Genomic DNA, 17,452 nt, shown 5'->3' with positions numbered 1-17,452 from the left:
CTGATACACGGGCCGATTTCCAAGCAAATGGACTTGTCCTATGCTGGCCGCGGAGGAGTGAGGCATGCTTTCGGGTTCGGTCATTTTCGCCTCAGCCTTCGCCTATCTGCTGCTGCTATTCGCAGTTGCAAGCTATGGCGACCGGCGAGCCAGACGAAACAAGATTGCCGAGAAGGGCAGACCGCTCGTCTATGCGCTGAGCCTTGCGATCTACTGCACCTCCTGGACCTATTTCGGCGGCGTCGGTCTTGCGGCCGGGCGCGGCCTCGAATTCACCGGCATCTACATCGGCCCTATTCTGATGTTCACGCTCGGAATGCCGCTGATCCGCCGCATCGTCCGGCTCGCCAAGACCGAGAAGCTCACCTCCGTCGCCGATTTCGTGGCTGCGCGCTACGGCAAGAACCCGGCCGTTGCGGCGATCGTTGCGCTGATTTCACTGGTCGGTGCCATTCCCTATATCGCCCTGCAGCTCAAGGCAGTGTCGAGTTCGGTCGCCACAATGATCGACACCAGCGACTACGGCATAGGTTCGGGCGAGAACTTCGTCGATCTGCCGCTGCTGGTCACGCTCTTTCTCGCCTGTTTCGCGATCGTCTTCGGTACGCGCCACACGGATGCGACGGAACACCAGGACGGACTGATCCTCGCGATCGCGATGGAATCGGTCGTCAAGCTCGTGGCAATGCTCACGGTGGGCGTCTATGTCGTCTTCATCCTGTTCGGCGGGCCTGCAAATCTATGGGCCGAAGCGCAGCAAAGCCCCACCGTGCTCGCCGCGCTCGAATACCAGACGCCGGTCGCGCGCTGGATTCTGATGATCGCGCTTTCCGCCTTCGGCATCATCATGCTTCCTCGGCAGTTCCATGTAACGGTCGTGGAAAACCGCACCGACAACGAACTGCGCACGGCCGGCATCCTCTTCCCCCTCTATCTGATCGCGATCAATGCCTTCGTCCTGCCGATCGCGATCGCCGGCATTCTTACCTTCTCCGGCTCCGGCAATGCGGATCTCTATCTGCTGGCGCTGCCGCTTGCCGGCGACGTGCCGCTCGTCACGCTCTTCACGTTTATCGGAGGCTTTTCGGCGGCGACCGCCATGGTCATCGTCGCTTCGGTCGCGCTCTCGATCATGGTCTCGAACGACATCGTCATGCCGGTGTTCCTGCGCCGCAGGCTCGGCACCCGCGGCTCTCTCCAGGAGGACATGGCCGGCACGCTCCTCAACATCCGCCGTACGGCGATCTTCGTCGTTCTCTTCCTCGGTTACGGCTATTATCGCGCGGCCGATATCAGCGCCGGGCTTGCCTCGCTCGGACTGCTCTCCTTCGCCGCAATCGCACAGATGGCGCCGGCGCTCCTCGGCGGTCTCGTCTGGCGGCAGGCCAATGCCCGCGGCGCGATTGCGGGGATGGTCGGCGGCTTTCTCGTCTGGGCCTATGTCCTCTTCCTGCCGAGCCTCGGAGGGCCGGACAATTCCCACATCGCCTCCACGGTGCTCAGCTTCCTCCTGCCCTTCACCGATCTCTTCTCCGGCGCGCAGTCCGACCCGCTGGTGAATGCGACGGCTCTCAGCATCCTCGTCAATGTCGCCGCCTATGTCGTGGGTTCGCTGACGCGGGCCCCGAAACCCCTGGAGCGCTTCCAGGCGGGCGTGTTCATCACCCGCCGCTCACGCACCGAACGGACATTCCGCGGGCGCAAGACCAAGGTTACGGTGCGCGACCTCAAGACGACGATCGGCCGCTACATGGGCGAGGAGCGCATGCAGCGCTCCTTCCATAGCTACGAGCAGCAGTCCGGCCGCTGGCTCGACGACAACGCTTCCGCCGACATGGCGCTTGTCCACTTTTCGGAACAATTGCTCGGTAGCGCCATCGGCTCGTCCTCCGCTCGCCTCGTCCTTTCACTTGTCCTGCAGCGCATGGACGACACCTCCTCCGACACCGCCTGGCTGCTCGACCAGGCAAGCGAAGCGCTCCAATACAACCAGGACATGCTGCATACGGCGCTCTCGCAGATGGACCAGGGCATTGCCGTTTTCGACAATGCCAACAATCTCATCATCTGGAACCGGCGTTTCCGCGAACTCATGGACCTCCCGGAGGCGGCCGGACAGGTGGGCTTTCCGCTCGCAGACATCGTCGCGATCCTTGCCCGCCGCGGAGATGTCCGCAAGGAAGAGGAAAAGGCGCTGATCGCCAATTTCCTGACGCTCGACAAACCATTCCTGCTCGAACTGGCGGGCGGCGCACGCATCATCGAAGTCAGAACCAATGCCATGCCCGACAAGGGCATCGTCACGACCTACACCGACATAACCCAGCGCGTCGCCGCCGACATGGCGCTCAAGCAGGCGAACGAAACGCTGGAATTGCGCGTGGCCGAGCGGACGGGAGAACTCACACGCGTCAACCGCGAACTGGGCGAGGCAAGAGCGGCCGCCGAGGAGGCGAATATCGGCAAGACCCGCTTCTTCGCCGCGGCCGGCCACGACATCCTGCAGCCCTTGAACGCGGCACGGCTCTACTCCTCCTCGCTGGTCGAGCGCCTCGGTGATTCCGACAACAGGGCGCTGGTGCAGAACATCGATTCGTCGCTCGAATCTGTAGAGGCCATCCTCGGGGCAGTGCTCGACATTTCGCGGCTCGACACCGGTGCGATGAAGCCGCGCCTGCAATCCGTGCCGCTCGACGAATTGCTCAGGCGGATCGAGACGGATTTCGCACCGATGGCGCGGGCGAAGAACATCGAACTCGTCGTGATGCGGACGTCGATTGCAGTGCGCAGCGATCCGAACCTGCTCCGGCGTGTCGTCCAGAACCTCGTGTCGAACGCCATAAAATACACCCTGCAGGGCAAGGTGCTGGTCGGCGTGCGCCGGCGCGGGCAGACGGCGACGATCGAGGTTCTCGATTCCGGCATCGGCATTCCGTCATCGAAGTTCCGCACGGTCTTCAAGGAGTTCGCCCGTCTCGACGAAGGTGCCCGAACGGCCTCGGGCCTTGGCCTCGGCCTCTCCATCGTCGATCGCATCTCGCGCGTTCTCAATCATCCTGTCGGCCTGCAATCGACGCCGGGGAAAGGCACCGGCTTCAAGGTCGCCGTGCCGCTCGACACGAGCTCCGGCGCCAGGGTGAAACAGCAACCGGTCGGAGCGGCGAAAGCAAGCGAGGTCTTGGCCGGGCTCAACGTCATCTGCATCGACAACGAGCCGAAAATACTCGAAGGCATGGCCCTCCTGCTCGGCGGCTGGGGCTGTGTGGTAACGACCGCCGAGTCGGTTGCCGCCTGCATCGAAATGGCGCCCGGCAGGCTGAGCGCGCGACCCGACGCGATCGTCGCCGATTATCATCTCGGCGACGGCACCGGTGTCGAGGCGATCGCCGCAATCCGGGATCTGTGGCAGGAGAGTATCCCCGCCCTCATGGTGACGGCCGACCGCTCGCCTGAAGTGCGCGGCGCCGCTGAACGGGACGGCGTCTCGCTGCAGCACAAACCCGTACGCCCGGCGGCGCTCCGGGCCTGGCTCACCCAGCTCGCCGCGGCGGGACGGGCAGCGGCGGAGTAGAGTGGCTTACCGCTCGGGATTGCCCCTCATCCGGCCTGCCGGCCACCTTCTCCCCACAGGCGGGGCGAAGGGACAAGCTGCGAACTCCCGGCGCAATCTCACCGTCTGCGAGGCGGCAGGACAGCGCCGCACGTCCCTTCTCCCCGTTTAACGGGGAGAAGGTCGCGGCAGCGGGATGAGGGGCAAAAATCGTAAATCTCAGGAGCCGCCGCCTCAAGCCGCCGCAACGGACCCGAGCTTCGATAGTTGGATCACCGCCTGGGTGCGGCTGTCGACGTTGAGCTTGAGGAGGATCGCCGAGACATGCGCCTTGATCGTCGCCTCCGACACGCCGAGCTCGTAAGCGATCTGCTTGTTGAGCAGACCCTCGGCGAGCATGGAGAGGACGCGCGACTGCTGTGGCGTCAGCGTCTGCAGCCGATGCAGAAGGTCGGCGACCTCCGGCTCGTATTCCTGGTTCTGGTCGTAACCGGCCGGGACGAACACCTCGCCGGCCATCACCTTTGCGATGCCCTCGCGGATTTCCTCGATACCGGCGGATTTGGACAGGAATCCGGCCGCGCCCAGGTCGAGCGCCCGGTGTATGGTTGCAGGATCGTCATGCGCCGAGACGATCATGACGGGCAGGCTGGGAAACTCGGCTCGCAAGGCGATCAGCCCCGAAAGTCCGCTGACGCCGGGCATTGTCAGGTCGAGCAGCATCAGATCGGCGTCCGGGTTCCCGGCCGCAGCCCTGCGCGCAGCGTCGAAATCTCCAGCCTCGACAATGGCCTGCGTGCCCGACATGCCGCTCAGCGCCTGGCGCATCGCGCCACGGAAAAGCGGGTGGTCGTCGGCGATGATGATGGTCATTTCCGGCATGATGACGCTCCCTCCCAAGAGCCTCGGCTGCGATCTCGCAGCCTCTGCGCTGCGGATCTGCCGCATCACCTTATCCCCAAATGATCCCTGTTTCAGGGAAACATGCGCGACGCGCGTCCTCCAACACGCCATGGACTTCGTTTTCAGGTCTTCTGCGGCGGATTCTCGCCCTCGCCGGCGGAATCGCTCCCCTTGTCCTCGAATTCCTTCACGATCCCCATGAACTTGCGCATCATTCTTTCCATGATGCTCATTGCCCGGTCAATCTCTTCATCGTCGGGAAGTGCCGGTTTGGCGGCGGTTTCGCCGCTTTCCACCGCCTTTTCCAGCGCTTCGACGCGGCTGGCGAGAAGATCGAGTTCGCGCTCGAAGGCGGCGCGTTCATCCGCGGCCATCCTGCAAACGAGCTCCCCGCCCTTTTCCCGGCACAAGGTGACCTCGCCGGTCGCGGTGTCGAGCCGGGCGAATCCGGTCTCCGACTTCTGCATGCTGTAGCGGCCGGGCGAGGCTTCCTGCGCAGCCGCCGGGACGGTCAGACCGAAGCCCAATCCGACCACGAGTGTTGCTACTGCCTGTCTCATGACGTTCTCTCCGTTGAATGCGCACGGAAAATCCGCTTCGATCTCATGCTGTGCGGTGGACAGGAGCCGATATTTGCGGCAAGGCCATCACTCATGCTCACGACGGATAAGCGAACAAAGATGAACGCTACCATATACAAGATCGTTCCGGCACTTCTATGGCAGGAAGCGCGACGGACCGGCCGGTTCGCCGGCGCGCCGGTCGATCTCGCCGACGGCTTCATTCATTTTTCGACCCGGGACCAGGTCGTCGAAACGGCCGCCCGGCACTTCGAAGGGCAGGAAGACCTGCTGCTCGTCGCGGTCGACGCGAACGCGCTGGGCGACAAACTCGTCTACGAACCCTCGCGCGGCGGCGCGCTGTTTCCACATCTTTACGCTCCGCTGCCGCTTAAAGCCGTGCTGTGGGAGAAACCCCTGCCTCTGCGGCCGGACGGGCAGCACAGCTTCCCCGAGCTTGCGCCATGATCGGCCGGCTGGAGCACCTCGCCCGGCGCGGCCTCTTCCTCTTCGAACCGGAAGCGGCGCACGGCCTTTCGATCAAGGCGCTGAAGAGCGGTCTGCTACCGAACTGCGCCGCACCGGCTGATCCCCGGCTCGAGCAAACCGTGGCGGGCCTCACTTTTCGCAATCCGGTCGGCATGGCCGCCGGTTACGACAAGAATGCCGAAGTCCCGGAAGCGCTGCTGAAGGCCGGCTTCGGCTTTACGGAGATCGGCACGGTGACGCCGAGGCCGCAGCCGGGCAACGACAAGCCGCGGCTCTTCCGGCTCGTCGAGGACCAGGCGGTGATCAACCGGCTCGGCTTCAACAACGAGGGCCACGGGGCGGCGCTGGCGCGGCTCAAGGGCTGCTCGCGCGAGGCGCTGATCGGCGTCAATATCGGCGCCAACAAGGACAGCGCCGACCGGATCGCCGACTATGTGACAGGCATCCGCACCTTCTACCCGGTCGCGCGCTATTTCACCGCCAACATCTCCTCCCCCAACACGCCGGGCCTGCGCGACCTGCAGGCGCGCGAGAGCCTTTCGGCGCTGCTTTCGGCCGTGCTTGCCGCCCGGGACGACGAAACGGGGAAAAGCGGGCGACGGGTTCCGGTCTTCCTCAAGATCGCTCCGGACCTGACCGAGGAGGGCATGGACGACATCGCAGCGGAGGTGCTGGCGCATGATCTCGACGGACTGATCGTTTCCAACACGACGCTCTCGCGCGAGGGTCTGAAGGACCGGAGGCAGGCCAACGAGGCCGGCGGGCTTTCCGGAAAGCCGCTCTTCGATAAATCGACGGCGGTGCTTGCGCGGATGCGCAAGCGTGTGGGGCCGGATTTGGCGATCATCGGCGTCGGCGGCGTCAGTTCGGCGGAAACCGCTGCGGAAAAGATCCGCGCCGGAGCCGATCTCGTCCAGCTCTACTCCTGCATGGTCTATGAGGGTCTGGGACTGCCGGGCCGGATCGTGCGCGGCCTCTCGGCGCTGTGCGATCGCGAGAAGCTTGCCTCGATCCGCGACATCCGCGACAGCCGGACCGATTACTGGATCGGGCGGAACGTCTGAGCCGCCCGGCGCGGAATCATCATCAGCAGGAAAGCGCCGCGCATCAGCAGGAACAGGTTGAGCCCGGCCCAGAGACCGTGATTGCCGAAGGCGGGGACGAGCACGGCAAGCGCCGCCACGTATCCGATGAAGGCGGCCAGCATCATGTTGCGCATGTCGCGCGACCAGCCGGCACCGATGAAGACTCCGTCCATGAGGAAGGCAAGCGCACCGGTCAGCGCCGTCACTGCCGCCCATGGCATGTATCCATAAGCGAGCGCGCGCACATCCGGCGCCGTGGTGAGCATGTCCACCACGGCATTGCCGAAGGCGAGCAGAGCGAGGGTGGTCAGTGCGGCGAGGCCGAGCGACCAAAGCGCAGTCATCCGCAGAACCCGGTCGAAAGCGGGGCGGTAAGCGGCGCCGATCGACCGGCCCGTCAGTTGCTCGGCCGCTGTGGCGAGCCCGTCGAGATAATAGCCGGCCACAAGGAAGATCGTCATCAGCACCGCATTTGCCGCAAGCGTCACGGGACCAAAGGACGTGCCGATCCGGGTCACGAGCGTGAAGGCGGCCAAAAGGGCGAATGAGCGGATCATGATGTCGCGGTTGAGGCCGAACAATTTCTTGAGGCGGTCGCCGGCAAAGATCAGCGCCCAGCCGGGCGCGTCCCTCTTGTCGAAGCGGCCATAGACGACTGCGAAACCCGCAACTGCGCCGATCACCTCCCCCGCCACCGTGCCGATCGCCACGCCGGCGACGCCCCAGCCCAGAACGAGGCCGAGCAGGATCGAAAGCGTAATGTTGGTTCCGTTGATCAGGGTCTGCAGCATCAGGCCGAGCGTGCCCTCGCCGCGCCCGAGCACGAATCCGAGGATGGTGTAGTTGGCCAGGGCGGCCGGGCCGGAGAGGATGCGACAGAGGAAATAGGTGCGCGTCACCTCCGCAACTTCCGGACCGGGACCCATAAGCCAGAGGCCGGCGGAAAGCAGGATGGGCGATATGAGCACGATGGCGGCGCCGGTGACCAGCGCGATCATGAGCGAACGCCAGAAGACCGCCTGCTGCTCGCGCCGGTCGCCGCGTCCATAGGCCTGTGCGACCAGACCCGTGGTTGCGGCCCGCAGGAAGTTGAAGGTGGTGAAGATGAGGTCGAACATCACCGCGCCGACCGCGAGGCCCGCGAGCAGCTCCGCCCGGCCGAACCGGCCGACGACGGCCGTGTCGACGAGGCCGAGCAGCGGCGTCGTGAGAAAGCCGAGCGTCATCGGCAGCGCGATCGAGAAGATCAGCCGGTTGGTGACCAGGAAAGGTCCGGCTTCTGGATTGTCCGTGTCGCGCTCGAGGCTTTCCGTGGCCGTCATGATCCTGTCCCTACGGTCCGATTCCGTAGGTCACCCGGGAATCAGCTCAGCTGCAAAGCACCATGGCCCAATAGGGTCGGTTTCCGGAAGCGGAATTCTGCGCCACGGCGACGCCAAGCCCCCGGTAATTGCCGAGCATGTTCTCAAGATGCTTCGGAGAATTGAACCAGGCGTCGTAGGCGCGCGCGGCGTCCTCCTGGCCTACCGCGATGTTCTCGGCGGCCGGCAGCGTGACGCCCTGCCCCTTCATCCGATCATGGAAACTATCCCGCCACCCGATATTGTGCCGCATCTTGCCCGCGCTCGCCATCCGTGCCGCCTGATGCATCGCCGCAACGGAAGCGACCGGATCGCGAGCGAGCGTGGGAAGGCCCCTGCCGTTGCGCAGCGCATTGACGTAGCCGAGCGTCGCGTCGGTCTGGTCGCTGCCCGTACCGCTGTCCGGAGAGAGGATGTTCGAGGTGGTGCAGCCGGCGATCACACTGAGGGAAACCACGGCACCGGCACGCAGAAACAGCCGTCTGCGGGCGACAAAGATCTGGTCGTGCATGCTTACCGTCGATAGCTGAAGAGACGCAGAATGATGAAGAGAGGAACGACGACGACCGCGCCGAGAAGCAGGTAGTCGCCCACCCGTCCGAGAGCCGCGAAACCGGTCCGCCAGAGGTCCAGGAGGAAATTGCGGATACCGTAGTAGATGTCGGCCGGATACCAGTCGAAGACCGTCATTACGAAGCCGACCAGGATCGACACCACCAGAAGCTTGACGAGCACGCGTAGCGGCGAGTCTCCCAGAAACTTGTTTATTCCGTCCGACATCGGCGAGAACTTCTCCTGTTTCCCTTCACATAAGCCGCCATTCCCCACCGTGCAAGGCATGACGGTCCGAGATACCGCTTCCAGAATCCGCTTGTATTTTGCCTTGGCCGGCGTCAGAAGCGTCCATCGCAACCAAGCCGCATCTCCATGACCTTCAACCAGCTCTCCTCTGGCGACCTGCTCGCCGACCGCCGCGCCGACTACGCGAAGATGCTCGCCGAAGCGGGCGATACGCCAGGTGCGGCGGAACTCATGGCCCAGGCTCTGGAGCTTGTCCCCGATTGGGCGGCAGGCTGGTTCCGGCTGGCGGACTATGAGGAGAAATCGGGCCGAATAGAGGCAGCCGTCGGCGCGCTGCGCAATACGCTTCGTCTCAATCCGGAAGACATTTTCGGCGCCAGCCTCAGGCTCGCTTTGCTCGGCGCGACCGGGACGCCCAAGCAGCCCCCGAGCCTCTATGTCGAGCGCCTTTTCGACGACTATGCCGACCGCTTCGACCATGCACTGGTCGAAAAGCTCGACTACAGCGTTCCGGAAAAGCTTGCGGCTTTGATCGACCGCGTGAACGGAAGCGGGCGATTTCGCCACGTCACCGATCTCGGTTGCGGCACCGGACTCTTCGGCGAACGTATCCGAGAGCGCGCCGATTTCCTCGAGGGCTTCGATCTTTCCGCCAATATGCTCGCCAAAGCCGAGGCGAAGCATGTCTATGACAGGCTCGCCCAGGCGGACCTTTCATTGGCTGCGGAGGATTCCGGCGTGTTCGGCGAGCTGGAACATCGGCGTGCCGATCTCGTCAGCGCGGCTGACGTGCTGATGTATCTCGGCAGTCTCGACAGCGTCTTCGTCATTGCCGATCGCCTGCTCGCGCCGGGCGGGCTCTTCGCCTTTTCCGTCGAGGACGCCGGCGCGGCCGAGGACTTCGTTCTGCGTCCGTCGCTGCGCTACGCGCATCCGGAAGCCTATATCGCCTCCCTTTGCACCGGAAGCGGCCTTTCCATGATCGCCGTCGAGCGCACGATCATCCGAATGGACGCCGGCGAGCCCGTCGCCGGGATACTGTTCCTCGCCCGCAAGCCGGCGTGATGCAAGCCGCCGCCAAGGCAGAGAATAGGTCAGCATTGCTTACATATCTTTCTTGAAATAATTTGTGCGCTGCAGCAATACTGATGTCATCACGATCTGAGGGTCACTCATGGCACAGGCAGGCAGCGTTTTCGGTCTCTGGAACACAAGTCCCAATCGGCACACGCCGGTGGAGGACATTCAAGGCGTCTTTTCCGGCAGCCTCGTCGCCGCCCTCGGTCTCTATTTCCTGGCGAGCGCCGGACTTTTAACCGGCAGCACCGCCGGCGTCGCTTTTCTTTTGCATTACGCTACGGGCGCGAACTTCGGCCTCACCTTCTTCCTGCTCAATCTGCCGTTCTTCTATCTGTCGCTGAAGCGGCTCGGACCGGCCTTCACGCTTAAGACCTTCATCGCCATTGCGCTCACATCGTTCTTGACCGACGTGCAGTCGCGTCTTTTCGAGATCGGGCAGATCCATCCGGGCTGGGCCGCTCTCATCGGCGGCCTTCTCCTCGGATACGGTCTCCTGGCGCTCTACCGCCATCGCGCGAGCCTCGGCGGCGTCGGCATATTGGGCATCTATCTGCAGGAGCGCTTCGGCATTCGCGCCGGTCTGGTGCAACTCGCGATCGACCTGATCGTTCTCGCGGCCGCATTCTTCGTGACGACGCCAACCGTCGTCATCTGGTCGGTGCTCGGCGCGGTCGTCCTCAACCTTTTCGTGGCGATCAACCACCGCGCCGACCGTTATATTGCGCTTTAGGGCGCTTCGTTGAAGCAGTAAAGCGCCCTGAGCTTCATCCCGCTCTCGCGCTACGCCGCCCTTGCCGGCGCATCGATCGGGGGCAAGGCGCGGAAGCCGACGCACAAGCGGTTCCAAACGTTGATGGCCCCGATTGCGACGGTGATTTTGGTCATTTCCTCTTCGTTGAAATGCGCCTTCAGCGCCTCATAGGCGTCATCGGGTGCACGCGTCTCCGAAACTTTCGTCAGCGCCTCGGTCCAACCGAGAACGGCCCGCTCGCGCTCGTCGAAGTGCGGCGATTCGCGCCAGACACAGACGAGATTGATCCACTGATCGCTGAGGCCGCTGTGACGAGCCTCTTTGGTATGCATGTCGACGCAGTAAGCGCAGCCGTTGATCTGCGATGCACGCAGCTTGATCAGGTGGATGAGGCGAGGCTCGATCCCCGAGCCTTTGACATAGCCATCGAGCGCGGCGACCGCTTTGTAGGCGTCAGGCGCGGCTTTCGCGAAGTTCAGACGTGATTGCATCATCTTCTCCATTGGTGTTGGGCTGCATCAGGCGGCGGTGCCCGATTTCCGTTCATGGTGGGCGAGAAAACCGTTTGTTCGCGCCGCGATCGCCCCGTCGCGGTCGATAGCTCTCAAGTCGGACATGATGTCGGCGATGGTCACGCGCCGGAGTTCGGCGCGGTAGGCCTGCTCTGCCCTGAGCATCGCGACATTGATCGTGCACGGCGCGACCGGCTTGCAGGAATAGGGATTGGGACCGCGAAGGCGGATTTCGTTGCAGCGAAAGGCCGGCTCGGGCCCCTCCACGGCAAGGACGATGTCGAGCAGGGTGATCTTCTCCGCTGCGCGCGCCAGCCGGTAGCCGCCCTTCGGCCCCGGCACGGCTTCGAGCAGTCCGGCCCCCGACATCGCCTGCAAATGCTTCAGCAGGTAACTGGTCGAGACCCCATGGAACTCGGCGAGCGCTGCAGCCGACAGGGTGCTGCCGGGCTGCAGACAGCTCAACATCGTTACGCTGTGAATGGCCTGTTCGACGCCGTCGCCGAGTTTCATCTGCGCCTCCTATCATGGATAACTTTTATCCATGATTCGTATTCCGAGTCAATCGTTGCATCGGCACAAACAATGCCGGCTTCTCTTTTGCCGCTTTTGATCTACCTTTGTTCTCCGTGGACAGGATCGATTCTCCGTCGCCGGAAAGCGACGCCCTGACGTTGCCGGCACCCTTTCTCCGGTGGTTCGCCGAAAAGGGTTGGCGGCCGCGCGCCCATCAGCTCGAACTTCTGTCACGCGCCGAGGCCGGCGAGAGCACGCTTCTGATCGCGCCGACCGGGGCCGGCAAGACGCTCGCCGGCTTTCTGCCCTCCCTCGTCGACATCACCCGGCGCGGCCGGATTCCGCCCGGCTCGCCTTTCGTCGGCATACACACGCTTTACATTTCGCCACTCAAGGCGCTTGCCGTCGACATCGAGCGCAACCTCATGAAACCGGTCGGCGAGATGGGGCTGCCGGTCAGCATCGAGAACCGCACCGGCGACACGCCGCAGGGCAAGCGGCAACGGCAGAAGCTCAATCCGCCCGACATACTGCTTACGACACCGGAACAGCTCGCGCTGCTTCTCGCCAATGCCGAGGCTGAGCGTTTCTTCAAGGACCTGCGCTACGTCGTGCTGGACGAGCTGCACTCGCTGGTGATGTCGAAGCGAGGTCACCTCCTCTCTCTCGGCCTGGCGCGGCTGCGCCGCCTGGCGCCCCGTCTCCAGACAACAGGGCTTTCCGCGACGGTCGCTGATCCGATGGATCTGCAGCGCTGGCTGGTTGTCCAGCTTACCGACCGGGAGAACCATGCGGGGCTGATCACCGTTTCCGGAGGCGCAAAACCCGATATCTCCATGCTGCGGACCGAGAACCACGTGCCCTGGGCCGGGCATTCGGCCCGTTATGCAATCCCGGACGTCTACGCAGCCATCAAGGAGCACCGCACCACGCTGCTTTTCGTCAATACGCGCAGCCAGGCAGAAATGCTGTTCCAGGAACTCTGGACGATCAATGACGACAATCTGCCGATCGCGCTGCACCACGGCTCGCTCGATGTCGCCCAACGTCGCAAGGTCGAGGCGGCGATGGCCGAGAACCGCCTGCGCGCCGTCGTCGCCACGTCGACCCTCGATCTCGGCATCGACTGGGGCGACGTCGATCTGGTCGTCCATGTCGGAGCGCCGAAGGGAGCAAGCCGGCTTGCGCAGCGCATCGGCCGGGCCAACCACCGCATGGACGAACCGAGCCGTGCCATTCTGGTTCCGGCCAACCGCTTTGAGGTGATGGAATGCCAGGCAGCGCTCGACGCCAACTACGTAGGCGCTCAGGACACGCCGCCGATCGGCAGGGGCGCGCTCGACGTGCTGGCGCAGCATATCCTCGGCATGGCCTGCGCAAAGCCCTTCGATGCTTTGGAGCTCTACGAAGAGGTGACCGGCGCTGCGCCCTATGCCCGCCTTTCCTGGGAAACCTTCGAGCGCGCCGTCGATCTTGTGGCCACCGGCGGCTACGCGCTCCGCACCTATGAGCGTTACGCCCGCATTCGCAAGACGAAGGACGGCCTCTGGCGGGTATCCAATCCTCTTGTGGCTCAGCAATATCGCCTCAACGTCGGAACGATCGTCGAGTCGCCGATGCTGAACGTGCGCATGGTCAAGCGCAACCAGCGCGGCTCGCTGGGCCGCGGCGGCATGTCGCTCGGCAAGGTGGAGGAGTATTTTCTCGAAATGCTTTCGCCCGGCGACACCTTTCTCTTTTCCGGCAAGGTGCTGCGCTTCGAAGGCATTCGCGAGAACGAGTGCCTGGTTTCGCAGGCCTTCTCCTTCGATCCCAAGGTGCCGAGCTATGCCGGCGGTAAGTTTCCGCTCTCCACCTATCTCGCAGCGCAGGTGAGAAAGATGCTCGCCGATCCGGTGCGCCGCGCCCATCTGCCGGACCAGGTCAGGGACTGGCTGGCGCTGCAGGGGGACGTGTCGATGCTTCCGCGCGACGACGAACTCATGATCGAGACCTTCCCGCGGGGCAGCCGGCACTACATGGTTGCCTACGCCTTCGAAGGCAGGCTTGCCCACCAGACGCTCGGCATGCTCCTCACCCGCCGTCTCGACCGCGCCGGACTGAAGCCGCTCGGATTCGTTGCGACCGACTACTCGCTCGCCGTCTGGGCGCTCGACGACATGGGCGCGGCGTTCCGGACGGGTGCGCCGTCGCTCGGCCAGCTCTTCGACGAGGACATGCTGGGCGACGATCTGGAGGCATGGCTGGACGAATCCTTCCTCCTGAAACGCACTTTCCGCAATTGCGCTGTCATCGCCGGACTCATAGAACAGCGCCATCCCGGCAAGGAGAAGACGGGACGGCAGATCACCGTCTCCGCCGACCTCATTTACGACGTATTGCGCGCGCACGAGCCGGACCACATTCTCCTGGAGGCGACGCGCAACGATGCGGCCACCGGACTTTTGGATATCGGTCGCCTCGGTTCCATGCTCAAGCGCATCAAGGGGCACATCACCCACCGCCGGCTCGATCGCATCTCGCCGCTCGCCGTGCCCGTCATGCTGGAGATCGGTCGGGAATCGGTGCATGGAGAGGCGCAGGATTTCCTGCTCACGGAAGCAGCGGCGGAAGAACTGATCAACGAGGCGATGGGCGGCGGCCACGGTGCGGATGGATGAGAGAGAATTATGAGAGAGCGAAAATCCTCCCAAGGCCCTGCCCAACCCTTCCGCGGCGCCCCTCATCCGCCTGCCGGCACCTTCTCCCCGCAGGCGGGGAGAAGGGACCCGCGGCAAGCGCCGCCGCTACCGTTTTCACCTGTGTATCGCGAGGCACGTCCCCTCTCCCCGCGTGCGGGGAGAGGGTTAGGGTGAGGGGCAAACCGGAGGAAAGGACCCTTTTTCGCCCACACACAAGAACACCGCAATGACTATGCATAGGCTCATCCACGCGACATCGCCCGCCGCCAACGCATCCCTCCACGCGCGCACGATCATCAATGGGGTCGCCGCGATCTGCGATCCGCTCGGCGCTCTATATCTGCCCGAGAGCGGCACGCTCGTCGTGTCGGACCTTCATCTCGAAAAAGGCTCAGCCTTTGCCCGGCGCGGCATGATGCTGCCCCCTTACGATACGTTTGCGACGCTTCGGATACTGGAGGCGGTCGTCGCCCGCCACGATCCTGCAACGGTCATCAGCCTCGGCGACAATTTCCACGACCGGAGGGGATCGGCGGCTATGCCGGAAGCCTTCCGCCAGATGATTGCGGCCATGGCCTGTGGCCGGGAATGGACATGGATCAACGGCAATCACGATCCCGACGGCGCACACGGGCTGCCCGGCGACTCCATGGACGAGCTTCGCCATGCCGGCCTCGTTTTCCGGCACGAGCCCTCTATAGGGGACGGGATCGGCGAGATCGCCGGCCACCTGCATCCCTCCGCGACCGTGAGGCGGCGGGAAAGATCGGTCCGGCGCGCCTGCTTCGCGACGGACGGCAAGCGTCTCGTCATGCCTGCTTTCGGTGTCACGACGGGAGGTCTCGATCTCAGACATCGTGCGATGAGCGGCCTCTTTGACCGGCAGCATCTCATCGCTCATATGCTCGGCCGCGACAGGATCTATTCGGTGCGGTTCGCCAATCTTCTCGGGTAAGGTCAGAACGCGTTGAAAGTCAGCGTCGTCAGCGAGCGGGAGATGCCCGGAACGCTGGCGATATTGTCGTTGATGAACTTTCCGATGTCCTGGCCTTCCTCGACATAGATCTTCAGAAGCAGGTCATAGTCGCCGCTCGTCGAGTACATCTCCGAGACGATCTCCTTGCGATAAATCTCGTCGGCCACGTCATAGGTCTTGCCGGGAGCGCACTGCAGTTGCACGAAAATCGGTTTCATTGGACTTCCTCAAATTTGCGCACCGTTTGCCGCCGATGCCTGTCCCCTGCTTCCTTAAACCGCCACATGAAAAAAGGGAACGCCAATGCAGGTCCGCAGTCCTGCCTGGATCACTCCTTGCGGAAGAGCAGGCTGGCACCCCAGCCGGTAACGACCGCGAGGGCGACGGCCAGCAGGCCGTAGATCACGGGCTGATCGTGGGCGGCGCGGGTGATCGCCTGCTCCAGGCCGGTCTTGACCACCCGGAGCGGAAGGGCCTTGGCGGCGACGAAGACACCGTCGCGGAAAAGATAGGCACGCACGACGTGAATACCGTTGGGGACATTGGCCGGCAGCCGCACCGAGGCCTTGAACAGGCTGGAACTGATGAACTGCACACCTCCCGGATCGCGCTGATAGACGCCGCTCGTCTCGCGAATCGTCCGGAACGCGTTGCGGAACTCGCCGAGCGTGCTGCCGTCCCCGACGAAGCCGAGCGGCACCAGCCGCATGTGGTCGACGCCGATGCCCATATTGGCGATGTCGCGCCGCGGCGCGATCGTCTCGATGGCACGGGTGCTCGACAGCGAATAGGCCTCGGGCACGAGCTCGAAAGTCATCGACTGGGTATTGACCCAGATGCCGAACACCCGTTCCTTTTTCCGCACCGTCGCGTTGTCCTTCGGGCCTTCCAGCGCGACGATGATGTTGTACTTGCCCTGCGCCAGGAGGCTGGCATCGAACCCGTCGATGGCGCCGAAGATCGTCAGGTCGGCGCCGCGGAAATCGGAGGTGATGGCGATTTCCTCCGTCGAGATGCCGATCTCGAGCTTCTCGGTGAAGTCTGTGACCTTGCGCTCCAGAACCTGCGCTGCGGCTGGGGTGGCGGCGGCGAGAGCCAGGGCGACGAACGAGAGACGGAGGAGCGGGCGCATCAGAAGCCGACCCCCGCGGATACGACCGAGTAGATGTCCTTCGGCGGGATGACGAGCTCGACCGCGAGGCGGATGCCGACGGCGAGAACGAGCAGCGCCAGCAGCGCCCTGAGCTGCTCGCCGCGCAGCCTCTGGCCGACGCGTACGCCGTATTGCGCGCCGATGACGCCGGCGATCATCAGCACGAAGGCCAGCACGATATCGACGGTATAGTTCGTCGATGCCTGGACGATCACGGTATAGGCGGAAACGAAAACGATCTGGAACAGCGACGTGCCTACGACGACGCTCGTCGGAATGCGCAACAGGTAGATCATGGCGGGCACCATGATGAAGCCGCCGCCAACGCCCATAACCGAGGTCAGAACGCCGATCGAGAAGCCGAGCGTCGCCACGGGAATGACACTCAGATAGATCTTCGACTTCTTGAACCGCATCTTCAGCGGGAGGCCGTGGATCCAGTTATGCTGCCCCGGCCGCCTGAGCTGCGGAGGCTGATTCTTCGCCGCCTTGCGCATGGCGCCGATACTCTCCCACAGCATCAGCGTGCCGACCGAACCCAGAAGAATGACATAGAGCAGAGAGATCACCAGATCGAGCTGCCCGACGCTCCTGAGCAGCGAGAACAGCCAGACGCCGACGGTCGCACCCACAAGGCCGCCGCACAAGAGCACCGTGCCGAGTTTGATGTCGATGGTGCCGCGGCGGAAATGGGCGATCGCCCCGGATATCGAAGAGGCGACCACCTGATTGGCACCGGTCGCCACCGCCACAACGGGCGGAATATTGTAGAAGATCAGGAGGGGGGTGATCAGAAACCCGCCGCCCACGCCGAACATGCCGGACAGAAAACCGACGGCCGCGCCCATGCCGAGAATGATGAAGATGTTCACCGACAACTCAGCTATGGGCAGATAGACCGTCACGGCCGAACCTCGATATGCCAGCGGCCCGCAGCGCGGGCGAAAATTGCTCCTCCACAATTCCTAACCGCAAACAATTGAGGAATTGTGCAATGTTTCATTATTCTCGAGCCCCACGCGTCCGAAGAGGGC

General features: G+C 63.7%; 17 protein-coding genes. 7 read left to right on the top strand and 10 right to left on the bottom strand.

Annotation, left to right across the window (positions count from 1 at the left end; all coding sequences use genetic code 11):
- The first annotated feature begins 64 nt into the window (after positions 1-64).
- Positions 65-3,571 carry a PAS domain-containing hybrid sensor histidine kinase/response regulator gene (locus tag SINAR_RS0112380; RefSeq protein WP_027999392.1) on the top strand — a complete coding sequence of 1,169 codons (3,507 nt, stop codon included), beginning with the start codon at positions 65-67 and terminating at the stop codon, positions 3,569-3,571.
- 213 nt (positions 3,572-3,784) lie between these two features.
- On the opposite strand, the gene SINAR_RS0112375 is transcribed toward SINAR_RS0112380, so the two are convergent.
- Both SINAR_RS0112375 and SINAR_RS0112370 read right to left on the bottom strand, forming a co-directional pair.
- The gene (locus tag SINAR_RS0112375; RefSeq protein ID WP_027999391.1) at positions 3,785-4,432 is read right to left on the bottom strand and encodes a response regulator; all 648 of its coding nucleotides are present in this window, start codon (positions 4,430-4,432) and stop codon (positions 3,785-3,787) included.
- A gap of 143 nt (positions 4,433-4,575) precedes the next feature.
- Positions 4,576-5,013, bottom strand: a complete 438-nt coding sequence (locus tag SINAR_RS0112370) for a hypothetical protein (RefSeq protein ID WP_027999390.1) — start codon at positions 5,011-5,013, stop codon at positions 4,576-4,578.
- A gap of 120 nt (positions 5,014-5,133) precedes the next feature.
- Between SINAR_RS0112370 and SINAR_RS0112365 the strand changes: the two genes are divergently transcribed.
- Together SINAR_RS0112365 and SINAR_RS0112360 are read left to right on the top strand one after the other, a co-directional pair.
- Positions 5,134-5,481: a DUF952 domain-containing protein gene (locus tag SINAR_RS0112365; protein WP_027999389.1), complete on the top strand. Its 348-nt coding sequence runs from the start codon at positions 5,134-5,136 to the stop codon at positions 5,479-5,481.
- The gene (locus tag SINAR_RS0112360) at positions 5,478-6,566 is read left to right on the top strand and encodes a quinone-dependent dihydroorotate dehydrogenase (protein ID WP_027999388.1); all 1,089 of its coding nucleotides are present in this window, start codon (positions 5,478-5,480) and stop codon (positions 6,564-6,566) included. Before SINAR_RS0112365 ends, SINAR_RS0112360 begins: the two co-directional genes overlap by 4 nt.
- Here the strand turns inward: SINAR_RS0112360 and SINAR_RS0112355 are convergent.
- From SINAR_RS0112355 to SINAR_RS0112345, 3 genes are read right to left on the bottom strand one after another with little or no spacing between them, the layout of a single operon-like run.
- A complete protein-coding gene (locus SINAR_RS0112355) occupies positions 6,542-7,909 on the bottom strand; it encodes an MATE family efflux transporter (RefSeq protein WP_027999387.1) in 1,368 nt (455 codons plus the stop codon). The two genes, SINAR_RS0112360 and SINAR_RS0112355, sit on opposite strands and share 25 nt — an antisense overlap.
- Before the next feature lie 46 nt (positions 7,910-7,955).
- On the bottom strand, positions 7,956-8,459 hold the full coding sequence (locus SINAR_RS0112350) for a CAP domain-containing protein (protein WP_027999386.1): 504 nt from the start codon (positions 8,457-8,459) through the stop codon (positions 7,956-7,958).
- Positions 8,460-8,461: 2 nt separating this feature from the next.
- Positions 8,462-8,728, bottom strand: coding sequence for a DUF6460 domain-containing protein (locus tag SINAR_RS0112345; RefSeq protein WP_027999385.1), 267 nt, complete (start codon positions 8,726-8,728; stop codon positions 8,462-8,464).
- Positions 8,729-8,875: 147 nt separating this feature from the next.
- Between SINAR_RS0112345 and SINAR_RS0112340 the strand changes: the two genes are divergently transcribed.
- The gene (locus tag SINAR_RS0112340) at positions 8,876-9,814 is read left to right on the top strand and encodes a class I SAM-dependent methyltransferase (RefSeq protein WP_027999384.1); all 939 of its coding nucleotides are present in this window, start codon (positions 8,876-8,878) and stop codon (positions 9,812-9,814) included.
- A gap of 109 nt (positions 9,815-9,923) precedes the next feature.
- The gene (locus SINAR_RS0112335) at positions 9,924-10,559 is read left to right on the top strand and encodes a YitT family protein (protein ID WP_027999383.1); all 636 of its coding nucleotides are present in this window, start codon (positions 9,924-9,926) and stop codon (positions 10,557-10,559) included.
- A gap of 50 nt (positions 10,560-10,609) precedes the next feature.
- Here the strand turns inward: SINAR_RS0112335 and SINAR_RS0112330 are convergent, their stop codons facing one another.
- Both SINAR_RS0112330 and SINAR_RS0112325 read right to left on the bottom strand, forming a co-directional pair.
- A complete protein-coding gene (locus SINAR_RS0112330) occupies positions 10,610-11,071 on the bottom strand; it encodes a carboxymuconolactone decarboxylase family protein (RefSeq protein ID WP_027999382.1) in 462 nt (153 codons plus the stop codon).
- A gap of 27 nt (positions 11,072-11,098) precedes the next feature.
- On the bottom strand, positions 11,099-11,605 hold the full coding sequence (locus SINAR_RS0112325) for an Rrf2 family transcriptional regulator (RefSeq protein WP_027999381.1): 507 nt from the start codon (positions 11,603-11,605) through the stop codon (positions 11,099-11,101).
- 107 nt (positions 11,606-11,712) lie between these two features.
- On the opposite strand from SINAR_RS0112325, the gene SINAR_RS0112320 reads away from it, so the two are divergent.
- Positions 11,713-14,268, top strand: a complete 2,556-nt coding sequence (locus SINAR_RS0112320) for a ligase-associated DNA damage response DEXH box helicase (protein ID WP_027999380.1) — start codon at positions 11,713-11,715, stop codon at positions 14,266-14,268.
- A 247-nt stretch (positions 14,269-14,515) separates the two neighbouring features.
- Positions 14,516-15,244, top strand: coding sequence for a ligase-associated DNA damage response endonuclease PdeM (pdeM, locus tag SINAR_RS0112315; RefSeq protein WP_027999379.1), 729 nt, complete (start codon positions 14,516-14,518; stop codon positions 15,242-15,244).
- Between the two features lie 2 nt (positions 15,245-15,246).
- Here pdeM and SINAR_RS0112310 read toward each other — a convergent pair whose 3' ends face one another.
- The 3 genes from SINAR_RS0112310 to SINAR_RS0112300 form a co-directional block, all read right to left on the bottom strand.
- The gene (locus SINAR_RS0112310) at positions 15,247-15,483 is read right to left on the bottom strand and encodes an Lrp/AsnC ligand binding domain-containing protein (RefSeq protein WP_027999378.1); all 237 of its coding nucleotides are present in this window, start codon (positions 15,481-15,483) and stop codon (positions 15,247-15,249) included.
- A 110-nt stretch (positions 15,484-15,593) separates the two neighbouring features.
- Positions 15,594-16,397 (bottom strand): TIGR02186 family protein, encoded by an 804-nt coding sequence (locus SINAR_RS0112305; protein WP_027999377.1) that lies wholly within the window; start codon positions 16,395-16,397, stop codon positions 15,594-15,596.
- A complete protein-coding gene (locus tag SINAR_RS0112300; RefSeq protein ID WP_027999376.1) occupies positions 16,397-17,323 on the bottom strand; it encodes a sulfite exporter TauE/SafE family protein in 927 nt (308 codons plus the stop codon). The genes SINAR_RS0112305 and SINAR_RS0112300 overlap by 1 nt, the downstream gene beginning before the upstream one ends.
- Positions 17,324-17,452 lie beyond the last annotated feature (129 nt).

It is taken from the genome of Sinorhizobium arboris LMG 14919, from assembly GCF_000427465.1.
Lineage (GTDB): Bacteria > Pseudomonadota > Alphaproteobacteria > Rhizobiales > Rhizobiaceae > Sinorhizobium > Sinorhizobium arboris.
The sequence above is the reverse complement of the archived record's forward strand: the minus strand, read 5'-3'. Positions and strand labels throughout refer to the sequence as shown.